Here is a 13,573-nt window from a genome sequence, read left to right as displayed (position 1 = left end):
CTACACGGCCAGGTGGCGCTTCACCTCGTCGCTATCCATCTGTGCAGCCGGTCCGCTGGCGACGACACTGCCGCGCGACAGCACGATGAATTCGTCGGCCAGCTCACGCGCGAAGTCGAAATACTGTTCGCACAGCACGATGGCCATGTCGCCGCGCTGCTTTAACAGCGCAATGACGCGGCCGATATCCTTGATGACGGATGGCTGGATGCCTTCCGTCGGTTCGTCGAAAATGATCAGCTGCGGCTCGGCCAGCAGGGCGCGGGCGATGGCCAGCTGCTGCTGTTGCCCGCCGGACAGATCGCCGCCGCGCCGCTGCAGCATCTCTTTTAATACCGGAAACAATTCATACACGTGGGGGTCGATGCGTGTAGCCTGCCTGCCCGTCTTGACTGCCATGCCCATCAGCAAGTTTTCCTCGACCGTCAGGCGCGCAAAGATGTCGCGTCCCTGCGGCACATACGCCATGCCCAGCTTTGCCCGCGCATGCGGCGCCACCCTGGTGATATCGCGGCCATCGAGCACGACCTGGCCCTGCGCCACGGGCAGCACGCCCATCAGGCATTTCAAGAGCGTCGTCTTGCCCACGCCATTCCTGCCCAGCAAGGCCAGGCATTCGCCCTTGCGCGCCGACAGGTTGATGCCGCGCAGGGTATGCGAAGAACCATAGTATTGATTTAATTGTTGCACTTCAAGCATGATTACCTTCCCAGATAGACTTCGATCACGCGCTCGTCGGCCTGCACCTCGTCCATGCGCCCCTGCGCCAGCACGGCACCTTCATGCAGCACGGTGACGATGCCTTGCTGGGCAATGTCCGTGACGAAACCCATGTCGTGCTCGACCACCATGATGGAATGCTTGCCGCGCAATTCATTGAGGAGCTCCGCCGTGCGCGCCGTTTCCGCATCCGACATGCCTGCCACCGGTTCATCCAGCAAGATCAGCTGCGGCTCCTGCATCAGCAGCATGCCGATTTCCAGCCACTGCTTTTGCCCATGCGACAGCAAACCGGCCGGCCGCGCCTCGTGGCCATTGAGGCGGATCAAGCGCAATATGGATTCGATCTTGCCCGCCTGCTCCGACGTCAGGCGCGCAAACAGGGTGGGCGCCACGCGCTTGTCCATCTTCATGGCCAGTTCCAGGTTGTCGAACACCGTGTGCTGCTCGAACACGGTGGGGCGCTGGAACTTGCGGCCGATGCCCGCGTGGGCAATTTGCGCTTCCGTCATGCTCGCCAGGTTCATGGTCTGGCCGAACCAGGCCGTACCGGATGTGGGGCGCGTCTTGCCCGTGATCACATCCATCATCGTGGTCTTGCCCGCGCCATTCGGGCCGATGATGCAGCGCAACTCGCCCACGGAAATATCCAGGCTCAGCTTGTTGATGGCCTTGAAGCCATCGAAGGACACGCTGATATCTTCCAGATACAAAATCGCGCCATGCGTCGTATCGACACCCTCGCCTTTCACGCGGGAATAGCTGGCGCCAGCTTCGACGCTGGCCATGCCGGGCAACATGCGGATGCTCATGCGACCTCCTCTGTCACTGCGGCCACTTTTTTACGTTTGAGTTTGTTCAACACACCCAGCATGCCTTGCTGCATGAACAGGGTGACGACGATGAACAGCAGGCCCAGCGCGAACAGCCACAGCTCCGGCAAGGCGGCCGTGGACCAGCTCTTCAAGCCATTGACGGTGAAGGCGCCCAGGATGGGGCCGATCAAGGTGCCGCGCCCGCCCACGGCCACCCACACGACCATCTCGATGGAATTCGCCGGTGACATTTCGGACGGATTGATGATGCCCACCTGCGGCACGTACAGGGCGCCGGCGATGCCGCACAGCACGGCCGACAGGGTCCACACAAAGAGCTTGAACCACAGCGGGTTGTAGCCGAGGAACATCAGCCGCGCCTCACTGTCGCGCACGCCCTGCAACACCCGGCCCAGCTTCGAGCGCACGATGGCGCGCGCGCCGATCAAGGCCGCCAGCAGGAACGCCAGGGTCAGCAGGAACAGCACGGCCCGGGTGGCGGGCGCCGTGATGCTATGGCCGAGGATGGTCTTGAAATCCGTGAAACCGTTGTTGCCGCCGAAGCCGGTGTCATTACGGAAAAACAAGAGCATGAAGGCATACGTCATCGCTTGCGTGATGATGGAAAAATACACGCCCTTGATGCGTGAGCGAAACGCAAAGTAGCCAAACACGAAGGCAAGCACGCCCGGCACCAGCACGACGAGGGCCATGCAATACCAGAAATGTTCCGTGAAGGCCCAGTACCAGGGGTAGGTTTTCCAGTCGAGAAAGACCATGAAGTCTGGCAAGCTGCTGTGGTACTGGCCCTGGTCGCCGATGGCGCGCATCAGATACATGCCGTGCGCATACGCACCCAGGGCAAAGAACACGCCGTGTCCCAGCGACAGGATGCCCGTGTAGCCCCAGACGAGATCCAGCGCCAGCGCGGCCAGCGCGTAACACATGAACTTGCCCACCAGCGCCACCGTGTAGGCGGACACGTGCAGCGCATGGCCTTCGGCAAACGCCAGATTAAAAATCGGCAACAGCGCCGCCAGCACCGTGCATGCGGCAATCGCCAGCCAGACGGGCCGCGTAAACAGACCCTGCTTGGATTGATAGTAGGTAATCATTCGACGCTGCGTCCCTTCATGGCAAACAGGCCCTGCGGCCGGCGCTGGATAAAGATGATGATGAACACCAGAATGGCGATCTTTGCCAGCACGGCGCCCGCCACCGGTTCGAGGAATTTATTCACTTCACCCAGGCCCAGCGCGGCGATCACGGTGCCGGCCAGCTGGCCCACGCCGCCCAGCACCACTACCATGAAGGAATCGACGATGTAGCTTTGGCCCAGGTCCGGCCCCACATTGCCCAGCTGCGACAGGGCCACGCCGCCCAGCCCGGCGATGCCGGAACCGAGACCGAAAGTCAGCATGTCGACCTTGCCCGTGGCCACGCCCACGCAATCGGCCATGCGGCGGTTTTGCGTGACGGCCCGCACGAACAGGCCCAGGCGCGTCTTGTTCAAAATCAACCACACGGCCACGACCACGACGATGGCAAAGGCAATGATGGCCAGCCGGTTGTACGGCAGCACGAGGCCGCCCAGTACGGTCACGCCGCCCGACATCCAGGCCGGATTGGCCACTTCCACGTTTTGCGCGCCGAAGATCGTACGCACCGCCTGCATGAGGATCAGGCTGATGCCCCAGGTGGCCAGCAGGGTTTCCAGCGGCCGGCCATACAGCCAGCGGATCACCGTGCGCTCCAGCGCCACGCCCACCAGTCCCGCGACGAGAAAAGCGGCCGGTAGCGCGGCCAACAGGTAGGCCTCCTGCTGGCCGGGCAGGTAGCTGCGGAAAAACAGCTGGCACAGATAGGTCGTGTAAGCGCCTATCATCAGCAATTCGCCGTGCGCCATGTTGATGATGCCCATCAAGCCAAATGTAATGGCCAGTCCCAGCGCGGCCAGCAGCAGCACGCTGCCCAGCGAAATGCCGTAGAACACATTGCCGGCGAATTCCATGCGCGCCACTCGTCCCTTGATCTGGCGCATGGTCTCGATGGCGGCCAGCTGCGCGGCTTCGTCCGGCTCGCCGGCGCGCCCATCCGTGCCCTTGTCCAGCATGGCTTGCAGCTCGGGCAGCAAGCGCGCATCGCTGCTGCCGGCCAGCGCCTGCACGGCTTGCTTGCGCGTGGCCGCATCGGGCGCCTGCAGGTTGGCGCTGGCGATCAACACCTGCAATATCTGCGTAATTTCAGCATCGCTTTCCCGCCCCAGGGCGGTGCGGATCAGAGGGATTTGCGCGGGATCGACAGCCTTTTGCAAGGCTTGCGCAGCCGCCAGGCGGGCGCTGCGCTCCGGCGCCAGCAGCTGCAAGCCCGACAAGGCACCCGCCACGGCGGCGCGCAAGCGGTTGTTGACCATCACGCCATCGATACCATCGGGCACCGGACCGGTCGTGCCACTTGCCGGATCGTAGGCTTGCTCGCCGTCGACCACATACACTTTGCCATCGGGCGTGGCATAGACAGCGTCATCCTGCAAGGCTTGCAGCACGCGGGCGGCCTCCGGCGTGGCCAACGCGGCGATCTGCGCGACGGCAGCGACCCTTGTGTCGGGGTCGTCGCCGGACAGCGGTTTGAGTAAGGATGGATCGATGGCGGCCTGCGCCATCGAGGATAGCAACAGGCAGGCGAGGAGCAGTAATTTGGAGAGGAGCTGCATGCGCATGGATTCCATGTAGTAAAGCCGATGTCTTGATAAGTATCCTTCCCCCAAAGACAAGGACAGGGGTCAGACCCGGCGGGTCTGACCCCAGCGCTTTGCCTGGGGTTGCGATGACGATTCGACGCGCAAGCTCTTTACAACTTCTGCTTGCCCTCATTGCCCTTGATATACGGGCTCCACGGCTGTGCGCGTATTGCTTCCTTGGTTTTCCACACGACATTAAATTGCCCATCGGCCTTGATCTCGCCGATCATCACGGGCTTATGCAAATGGTGGTTGGTCGCATCCATGGTCAAGGTGAAGCCCGATGGTGCTTTCATGCTCTGGCCGGCCATGGCGGCGATCACCTTGTCCGTATCCGTCGATTTCGCTTTTTCCACGGCTTGCGCCCACATGTGGATGCCCACATAGGTCGCTTCCATGGGGTCGTTCGTCACCACGGAACCCGCGTTCGGCAACTTTTGTGCCACCGCATACGCCTTCCACTGCTTGATGAAGGCCATATTCACGGGGTTCTTGGCGGATTCGAAATAATTCCACGCCGCCAGATGTCCGAGCAAGGGCTTGGTATCGATGCCGCGCAACTCTTCCTCACCGACGGAAAACGCGACGACGGGCACGTCCGTGGCTTTCAAGCCCGCATTGCCCAGTTCCTTGTAGAACGGCACGTTCGAGTCGCCATTGATGGTGGAAATGACGGCCGTCTTGCCGCCCGTGGAAAACTTCTTGATGTTGGCAACGATGGTTTGATAGTCGGCGTGGCCGAACGGCGTGTAGACCTCGCTGATATCGCTATCCTTGACCCCTTTGCTTTTCAGGAAGGCGCGCAGGATCTTGTTGGTGGTGCGCGGATACACATAATCCGTGCCCAGCAACACGAAGCGCTTGGCGCCGCCGCCATCCTTGCTCATCAGGTATTCGACGGCCGGTATCGCTTGCTGGTTCGGCGCGGCGCCCGTATAAAACACATTCTTTTCCAGCTCCTCTCCCTCGTATTGCACCGGGTAAAACAGCAGGCTGTTGAGTTCCTTGAACACCGGTAAAACCGACTTGCGCGACACGGACGTCCAGCAGCCGAACACCACGGCAACCTTGTCCTGCGCCACCAGCTGGCGCGCTTTTTCCGCAAACAAAGGCCAGTTCGACGCGGGATCGACCACCACGGCTTCCAGCTTCTTGCCCAGCACGCCACCCTTGGCATTGATTTCCGCGATCGTCATCAGCGCCACGTCTTTCAGCGACGTTTCGGAAATGGCCATGGTGCCCGACAGGGAGTGCAAGATGCCCACCTTGATGGTATCGGCGGCCAGGGCTGCCTGCATATAGGTGGATGTGGCCAGGGCCAGGGCGCCGGCGGCGGCCGCTTTCAGGATGATGCGTCGTGACATGGGGACTCCTGTGATGGGTTCGTGGGGTCGAGCTGGGCATACGATGTTGTTAAAGCAGAATGCATGCCAGCGCCAGCAGGCGTCCGCCATGGTGCACGCAGCCAGCGCCGCACGAAAAAAAACCTGGCTGCACAAGGACTGTGCAGCCAGGTTTCAAATTGCCGTAAAACGGTGCGCCGAAGAAGTTAATCCATACGAATCAATGCTTACGCGGCACTCCGCGCAAACGGCGCCAGCCCTTGCGGCCCAGCGGGAACAGCAGCACGAAAGCGATCAGCCACGGCAGGATATACGCCATGACCGTGATGGCGTTGGCCACGCCTTCCGACAGGTTTTCCGTGAAATTGCCCAGCGCGCGCTTGACGGGCCGCCAGAACGATTGCTTGCCTTCGGCGCCGATGACCACGTTCAGCAAGTCCGTGTCGATGCGCTGCATCAACAACGCGTTGGCCGCCGTCGCCTGCTCCAGTTCCACTTGCACGGTGGCCAGCTCCTTGGTCACCTTGATCAGGGCATCGACGTTCGCTCCCGAGCGCTTTTCCAGGTCCTGCAGTTGCGCCTGGTATTGCTTGAGCATTTCCAGGCGTTTCTTGCTGTCGAGTACAGGACGGCCCAGGTCTTCCACCTTGGTGCCCTGGCTGGTGACGTCGCCTTCGGCCGCGACCAGCGCGACCAGCTTCTTGATGCCGGCCGGCTTGGCGCGCATGCTGATGCGCGCATGCACGTAACGGCCGCCGTCGACGCTGGAGTCGAGCAGCAGACAGCCATTGTCCGTGTCGGCCTTGCAGGCGGCGACCACTTTTTCATACAGCGGCCGCACTTGCGCCTCGTGCGTATCGACGCTGACATTGTGTTCATAGGCAAGAAATTCGCTGCCTTTTTCCTTGCTATCGAGACGCGCGGCACTGGACTGGCCCGCGCTCTCGCCCTTGCCGCCGCAACCGGCCAGCAGCAAGAGGCCGAACAGACATATGGATACTTTTCTCATGATTTCTTTCTCTGGATTATTTGCTAAGCGGAAGCATCTCGACATCGGGCAGATGCGCCGCCACGTCCTGCACGTTCGCATAGCCGGTCAGCGCAGCCACCACCTGCGGCAACGGCGCCGGCCAGATTTCAGGCAAGTCACGCTCCTCGGGCGCCAGCACGGGAAAGGCCAGTTGCTCCTGCGGCGGCGTAAAGGCAGCCGCGACGCCGGGCTTGTTGCCGCGCGCATCGATGCGGTACCAGCCAAAATCTTGCAGATACACGGCGTTCAAGCCATGCAGGCAAAATGGCGGCCCCACTTCGCCGACAGCCAGGCGTTGATAGCACAGGCCGGCAGGAATGCCGTTGGCGCGCAGCAGCGCGGCCAGCAAATGGCTCTTCGCATAGCAATAGCCAGTGCCATGCTGCAAGACGTCGGAAGCGCGGCAGGTAACGGGATTGCGCTGGTAATCCCAGCTGTGGGCGACCTCGTCGCGCACGAAGGCAAAGCAGCGGGCCGCGATGGCGGCGTCGCCCACCGCTCCTGCCGCCAGCTCGGCCGCCCTGGCGCGCACGGCCGGATGGTCGCTGTCGATATACAGGCTGCTGGTTAGATAGGGGGTAAAGTCGGTAGACATGGCATAAAGGCAATGCGAAAAGATAATGCGCGATTTTAGTCGAAGCGGCACGCAATCGAGCGTTTCCTTGCGCAGGAACAAAGAAAATCCATGCTTCAAGCTCGCTGGGCGGGGGCCGGCGACTTTGGCGACAGCCCGGTAGCTGGTATCATGCGGGCAAACGCCAGCCGGCCCCATTGGGCCGGCGCATGCAACACCTTGCGAAGCGGTTCCGCGCCGCCGACGCCTCCCCCTACAGATCAGAGAAACGAGTTCCTATGAGCACACCATCGTCCCACCCATCGTTCTGGCGCAGAGTCCCGCTGGCTTTCGGCGCCTTCTTCAGCACCCTGTCGGACGCCGCCTATGCGGCCCGTGTGGAAAAACTGTCCTTGCCCGAGGTGGCCCCGGTGGCGCCCGTGGCCCCTGCTCCGGCGCCAGCCGCCGCACCAATCATCTTGAAAGAAGCCACGCCGGACGCGGCCCTGCAATTGCTGGCCCTGCTGCAGCGCGAAGCGCGATTGATCGACTTTACCCAGGAAAATCTGGGCAGCCATGCCGATGCCGACATCGGCGCAGCCGCCCGCGTGGTGCATGAAGGCTGCGCCAAGGTCATGCGCGAATACTTCACCATCGAGGCCGTGCGCCAGGAAACCGAGGGCAGCCGCATCGTGCTGCAGGAAGGCTTTGACAGCGCCCAGGTACGCCTGACGGGCAACGTCGTCGGCTCGGCGCCGTTCACGGGCACCCTCAGCCACCGCGGCTGGCGCGCCTCCAGCGTGCGCCTGCCGAAACTGAGCGGGCAGCACGACGCTGCCATCCTGGCGCCGGCCGAGGTGGAACTGTGAACGATACCGTCAACCCTACTCCGCGCTACGCCATCGGCATCGACCTGGGCACCACCCACAGCGCCCTGTCGTATGTGAACCTGGTCGAAAGCGACGGCGAAAAGTCCAGCCATGGCGTGCTGAAGGTGCCGCAGCTGTCGGCGCCGGGCACCGTCGAAGATCTTTCATTGCTGCCATCGTTTGTCTATCTGCCGCACACCGATGAAGTGGCGGCGGGCGACCTGGCCCTGCCCTGGGTTACCGAGGAAGCGGAAGCGCCGTTCGTCGTCGGCGAAATGGCCCGCAGCCGCGGCGCCACCACGCCGATCCGTCTGGTCTCCAGCGCGAAAAGCTGGCTGTGCCACCCGGGCGTGGACCGCCGCGCGGCCATTCTGCCGCACGACGCGCCGGCCGAAGTGGCGCGCATTTCGCCCATCATGGCCGCCACGCGCTACCTGACGCACTTGCGCCAGGCCTGGGACAACACCCACCCGCAAGCACCGTTCGCGCAGCAGGAAATCACCGTGACCATCCCCGCCTCGTTCGACCCGGCCGCGCGCGAGCTGACGATGGAAGCGGCACAGGCGGCAGGCTACACCTCGCTGACCCTACTGGAAGAGCCGCAAGCGGCTCTGTACAGCTGGATACAGACCAGCGAAGGCCGCTGGCGCAAGGAAGTCAAGCCGGGCGACATCATCCTCGTCGTCGACGTGGGCGGCGGCACCAGCGACTTTTCGCTGATCGCCGTGCTCGAACGCGACGGCGTGCTGGAACCGCACCGCGTGGCAGTCGGTGAACACATCCTGCTGGGCGGCGACAATATGGACCTGGCCCTGGCCCACCTGGTGGCCCGTAAACTGGCCGCCAACGGCACCCAGCTCGACGCCTGGCAAATGCGCGCGCTCACTTATGGCTGCCGCAGCGCCAAGGAAAGCCTGCTGGCCGACAGCGGCATGGAAACGGCGCCCATCGTCGTGCCGAGCCGCGGCTCGAAACTGATCGGCGGCTCCATCCGCACGGAACTGACGCGCGCGGAAGTGTCCACCTTCATCCTCGACGGCTTCTTCCCGCAGGTGGAAGCGTCGAGCCGCCCCGCCGTGCGCACGCGCGCCGGCCTGACGCAACTGGGCCTGCCGTATGCGCAGGACGCAGCCATCACGCGTCACCTGGCCGCGTTTTTGGGCCGGCAAGTGGCGGCGACCGCCGAACTGGAAGGCTTTGCGGGCCGCCAGGCGGATGGCGCCAGCTTTTTGCACCCGACGGCCGTGTTGTTCAATGGCGGCGTCTTCAAATCGGACTTGCTGGTCCAGCGCATCATGGCCACCGTCAACGACTGGCTGTACCTGGAAGGCGCGGAACCGGCGCGCATGCTGGCCGGGGCAGACCTGGACCTGGCCGTGGCGCGCGGCGCGGCCTACTATAGCTACGTGCGGCGCGGCCATGGCGTGCGCATCCGTGGCGGCACGGCCAGCGCCTTCTACGTGGCCATAGAGTCGGCCATGCCGGCCATCCCCGGCATGGAACCGCCGATCCAGGCCCTGTGCGTGGCGCCGTTCGGCATGGAAGAAGGCAGCGAACTGGAACTGCCAGGCCAGCAATTCGGCCTGGTCGTGGGAGAACCGGTGCACTTCCGCTTCTTCGCCTCGTCCACGCGGCGCAACGACCAGATCGGCGACTTGCTCGATTTCTGGGGCCCCGATGAATTGCAGGAACTGAGCGAAATCCAGGCGACGCTGTCCGCCGAAGGCCGCCAGGCCGGCGACGTGGTGCAGGTCAAACTGCACGCGCGCGTCACGGAAGCGGGCACGCTGGAGCTGCTGGCCGTTTCCTCTGACGGCGCCGAGCGCTGGAAAGTGGAATTCGACGTGCGCGGCACGCCGCAGCCATAAGCATGCGCAGCGCTGTGGGCAAGCCGGCCTTCCTGGTCGGCATCGACCTGGGCACCACCAATACGGTGGTGGCATATGCAAATGTGGCCGATGCGCAGGCGGGCATACAGCTGCTCCCCATCGAGCAGCTGATCGCTCCCGGCGAAGTGGGCGCACGCCCCCTGCTGCCTTCCTTGCGCTACCACCCCGCTACCGGCGAGCTGGCGGCGGGCGATTTGCAGCTGCCGTGGCCACAAGTCGAGGCGGCGGGCGAGGAACAGCCAGTGCTGGGCGCCCTTGCGCGCCAGCTCGGCGCGCAAGTACCGGGCCGGCTCGTTTCCAGCGCGAAGAGCTGGCTGTCGCATGCGAACGTGGACCGCCAGGCGCCCATCCTGCCCTGGGGCGCCGATGCCGACGTGGCCAAGGTGTCGCCCGTGGCCGCCAGCGCCAGTTACCTCGCCTATGTACGCGCCGCGTGGAATCAGCGCTTCCCGCATGCTCCCCTCGAAAACCAGGAACTGGTGCTGACCATCCCCGCCTCGTTCGATGAGGGTGCGCGCGCACTCACCCTGGAAGCAGCGCGCATGGCGGGCCTGTCCACCTTGCGTCTGGTGGAAGAACCGCAGGCGGCCTTCTACGATTTCCTGCAGCGCCGGCGCGCCACCCTGCGCGACGACCTGGCCAATACGCGCCGCATTCTCGTGTGCGACGTGGGCGGCGGCACCACCGATTTCAGCCTGATCGACGTCACCTTCGATGACGATGGCGAACCGCAGCTCACGCGCAGCAGCGTGGGCAACCATTTGATCCTCGGCGGCGACAATATGGATCTGGCGCTGGCCCACCTGGTCGAAACGCGCATGGCGGCAGGCAGCGAAGGCGGCATGAAGCTATCGGCCGCGCGCCTGTCGCAGCTGATGGAGCGCTGCCGCGCCGCCAAGGAATTGCTGCTTTCCAGCGACGCACCCGACAAGGCCAGCGTCACCCTGCTGGGCGCCGGCTCTCGCCTGATTGGCGCCAGCCGTTCCGCCGACATCACGCGCGAGGAGGTGGCGGCCATGGTGGTCGACGGCTTCTTCCCGATGGTGGGACTCAGCGAGGTGGCCAGGAAAAGCCGCGCCGGCATCGTCGAATTCGGACTGCCGTATGCGCAGGATGCGGCCATCACGCGCCAGCTGGCCAGTTTCCTGCAGCAGCATCAAGGCGCACTGCCGGATACACTGCTGCTGAACGGCGGCGTGTTCCGCGCCGATGCGCTGGCGCGCCGCCTGGCCGACACCTTGGCCCACTGGCGCGGCGCTCCCCTCACCATCCTGCATAACGACAATCCCGACGTGGCCGTGGCGCGCGGCGCCGTCGCCTACGCGCTGGCCCGACGCGGCCAGGCGCCGCGCATAGCCGGCGGCTCGCCGCGCAGCTATTTCCTCGTGCTGGGCGAGGCGGGCAAGGAACACCGCGCCGTCTGCATCCTGCCCCGTGGCAGCGCCAGCGGCGAGGAAATCCGCCTGACCGAGCGCCTGTTCGCGCTGCGCCTGGGCCGGCCCGTGCGCTTCCACCTGGCCACTTCCCTCGCCGAAGCGGGCACGCCGCCGCAGCTGGGCGACATCGTCGACCTGGACGCCGGCGAGTACCTGCGCCTGCCGCCGCTGGCCAGCGTGCTGCACGATAAACAGGATGCCAGCGACAAGCGCGAAATCACCGTGCAGCTGGCTACCGTCATGACGGAAGTGGGCACCCTGGAAGTGCATTGCGTGGCCGAAGCCGATACCGGCCAGCGCTGGCTGCTGGAGTTCCAGTTGCGCGCTGGTAAGGAAGAGCAAGGCGATGGCGAGGCTCAAGCCGTTTCGCCACGCATCAAGGAAGCGGTCGAGAAGATCGAGCGCATCTTCGGCGGCAAGGCGCAAAAAGTCGACACCAAGGAAGTGCGCCAACTGCGCCAGCACCTGGAACGGGGGCTGGGCGGGCGCGAGAGCTGGGAGACGCCGCTGCTGCGCCAGCTGTTCGACGCCCTCATGCTGCGCGCCCGTGGCCGGCGCCGCTCCGCCGAGCATGAGCGGGTCTGGCTGAACCTGGCCGGCTACTGTTTGCGGCCGGGCTACGGCGACGCGCTCGACCCGTGGCGCATCGAACAACTGTGGGCCCTGTTCGACACGGGCGTACAGCACCACAAGGACAACCAGGTGTGCGCCGAATGGTGGACACTGTGGCGCAGGGTCGCCGGCGGCTTGAGCACGCAGCAGCAACTGCGTCTGCTGGACGACTTTGCCTTCAACCTGCAAGCCGATGCGGCGCAGCGCGGCAGCCGCCCCGTCACCCTGGTCGACGGCAGCGACGACGACATGCTGCGCCTGGGCGCCTCCTTGGAGCGCATCCCCGGCGCCTACAAGGCGGAAGTGGGCGCCTGGCTGATCAAACGCCTGCAAAAGGCCAGCAAGAAGGAAGAAGCGGCGGACACGAAGACCCTGTGGGCGTTGGCAAGGGTCGGCGCGCGCCAGCCCTTCCACGGCAGCGCGCACGAAGTGGTCGACAGCGCCACCGTGGCCGGGTGGCTGCAGGTGCTGCTGGCGCTGGACTGGAAAAAGACCGAGCCGGCCGCCTTTGCCGCCACCCACCTGGCGCGCATGACGGGCGACCGCTCACGCGACATCGCCGACGACTTGCGCGCCACCGTGTTGGCGCGCCTGAAAGCCGTCGGCGCCCCGCCTCTGTGGCAAGCGATGGTCAGCGAAGTGACGCAGCTGGACGAAGCAGTTACCCGGCGCATGCTGGGCGAGGCGCTGCCGCCGGGGTTGAAGCTGCTTAGCTAAGCTCGGAGCTGCGCGCCCCATGGCGGCGCCGTAAACTTGCGGCACCACACAGTGTCAAACCGGCCAGCAGCATCGCGTAGGTTCCAGGTTCTGGAACAGGCGAAGTGAAAATAGTCAGGGTGGGATTATCGACACGGAAGCTGGCATATGATGGAAGACCAATACTCTGGCCCCAGTCATGACCAGACATGTAATAAAGGCCGCCCGTGGCGCTGATGCTGCTCGCACCAAAGACAGCCATCGTAAAATGGTCAGACAGCGACAAGCCCTTCCCCTGTAGCAGAACTTGTTGCGTGCCGTTCAGATTTTCCAGTTGCATGGACTCGCCGGCGAGACTATGTCCATTTGGACTTGTCCGGGCATTGGCGCCAAACCATCCATTGTTACTGGCCAGGCCAGGAAATTGCGTGACGCTGCCAAACGGCGCTTCGCTGGCCAGCGTCACGCCGACCAACGTTGCAGCAAAAGAAAAACCCGTAACTCGATAACCATCGCGCACACTCACATCAAACATTCCCGTGTGTTGGTTGCCATTTGAGAGCGACTGTCCGTAATTATCCATCAAGAGGCTCGTCGCTAGGCCGGTGAGGCCGATTTTCGTCACCCCATTTGTATCGGACAACAAAGTCAATTGCTGACTGTGCGTATTGCCATAGTACTCAGGATACTCGGTCAGCAAAAAGTTCTTGGTTTGCAAAGGATCCATCGTTTCCTGGGCATGCGCGCCATGCATCGACGAGGCAGCCAGCATCAGTGCAAAAAAACACAACTGTTTTTTCATCAGGTTCATTGAGATTCTTTCGTAGGAATGGGAAGTTGGCATTCGCGGGGCAAATGATGCCAGGCACA

Annotated in this window: 11 protein-coding genes; 3 read left to right on the top strand and 8 right to left on the bottom strand. The window is 63.7% G+C overall.

The genetic code is table 11. The features are described 5' to 3' along the window. From urtE to ACQ4WP_RS13815, 7 genes are all read right to left on the bottom strand, one after another. Window positions 1-699 carry an urea ABC transporter ATP-binding subunit UrtE gene (gene urtE, locus ACQ4WP_RS13845; protein ID WP_436521465.1) on the bottom strand — a complete coding sequence of 233 codons (699 nt, stop codon included), beginning with the start codon at window positions 697-699 and terminating at the stop codon, window positions 1-3. A 2-nt stretch (window positions 700-701) separates the two neighbouring features. After that, window positions 702-1,520 (bottom strand): urea ABC transporter ATP-binding protein UrtD, encoded by an 819-nt coding sequence (gene urtD / locus ACQ4WP_RS13840; RefSeq protein WP_436521678.1) that lies wholly within the window; start codon window positions 1,518-1,520, stop codon window positions 702-704. An 8-nt stretch (window positions 1,521-1,528) separates the two neighbouring features. Further along, window positions 1,529-2,650: an urea ABC transporter permease subunit UrtC gene (gene urtC / locus ACQ4WP_RS13835; RefSeq protein ID WP_436521463.1), complete on the bottom strand. Its 1,122-nt coding sequence runs from the start codon at window positions 2,648-2,650 to the stop codon at window positions 1,529-1,531. Beyond that, window positions 2,647-4,248 (bottom strand): urea ABC transporter permease subunit UrtB, encoded by a 1,602-nt coding sequence (gene urtB, locus ACQ4WP_RS13830; RefSeq protein WP_436521461.1) that lies wholly within the window; start codon window positions 4,246-4,248, stop codon window positions 2,647-2,649. Before urtB ends, urtC begins: the two co-directional genes overlap by 4 nt. Before the next feature lie 137 nt (window positions 4,249-4,385). After that, window positions 4,386-5,639 carry an urea ABC transporter substrate-binding protein gene (gene urtA / locus ACQ4WP_RS13825; protein ID WP_436521459.1) on the bottom strand — a complete coding sequence of 418 codons (1,254 nt, stop codon included), beginning with the start codon at window positions 5,637-5,639 and terminating at the stop codon, window positions 4,386-4,388. A gap of 199 nt (window positions 5,640-5,838) precedes the next feature. Next, window positions 5,839-6,627 (bottom strand): DUF4349 domain-containing protein, encoded by a 789-nt coding sequence (locus tag ACQ4WP_RS13820; RefSeq protein ID WP_436521457.1) that lies wholly within the window; start codon window positions 6,625-6,627, stop codon window positions 5,839-5,841. A 16-nt stretch (window positions 6,628-6,643) separates the two neighbouring features. Continuing rightward, entirely contained in the window at window positions 6,644-7,243 is a 600-nt protein-coding gene (locus ACQ4WP_RS13815) for a transglutaminase-like domain-containing protein (RefSeq protein WP_436521455.1), read from the bottom strand. A gap of 257 nt (window positions 7,244-7,500) precedes the next feature. Here ACQ4WP_RS13815 and ACQ4WP_RS13810 point away from each other — a divergent pair, with 257 nt between their 5' ends. Genes ACQ4WP_RS13810 through ACQ4WP_RS13800 form a run of 3 tightly spaced genes read left to right on the top strand, consistent with a single transcriptional unit; the run spans window position 7,501 to window position 12,724 of the window. Further along, on the top strand, window positions 7,501-8,070 hold the full coding sequence (locus ACQ4WP_RS13810) for a DUF2760 domain-containing protein (protein ID WP_436521453.1): 570 nt from the start codon (window positions 7,501-7,503) through the stop codon (window positions 8,068-8,070). Further along, window positions 8,067-9,938: an Hsp70 family protein gene (locus tag ACQ4WP_RS13805; protein ID WP_436521451.1), complete on the top strand. Its 1,872-nt coding sequence runs from the start codon at window positions 8,067-8,069 to the stop codon at window positions 9,936-9,938. Before ACQ4WP_RS13810 ends, ACQ4WP_RS13805 begins: the two co-directional genes overlap by 4 nt. A gap of 2 nt (window positions 9,939-9,940) precedes the next feature. Further along, a complete protein-coding gene (locus ACQ4WP_RS13800) occupies window positions 9,941-12,724 on the top strand; it encodes an Hsp70 family protein (RefSeq protein ID WP_436521449.1) in 2,784 nt (927 codons plus the stop codon). Here ACQ4WP_RS13800 and ACQ4WP_RS13795 read toward each other — a convergent pair. Beyond that, complete coding sequence (locus ACQ4WP_RS13795; RefSeq protein ID WP_436521447.1) at window positions 12,717-13,514, bottom strand: PEP-CTERM sorting domain-containing protein; 798 nt, start codon at window positions 13,512-13,514, stop codon at window positions 12,717-12,719. The two genes, ACQ4WP_RS13800 and ACQ4WP_RS13795, sit on opposite strands and share 8 nt — an antisense overlap. Between the last annotated feature and the right edge of the window lie 59 nt (window positions 13,515-13,573).

This window comes from Janthinobacterium lyxosi (genome assembly GCF_051380665.1).
Taxonomy (GTDB): domain Bacteria; phylum Pseudomonadota; class Gammaproteobacteria; order Burkholderiales; family Burkholderiaceae_D; genus Janthinobacterium.
Note: the sequence above shows the minus strand (reverse complement) of the source record. Positions and strands in the feature narration are given on the sequence as shown.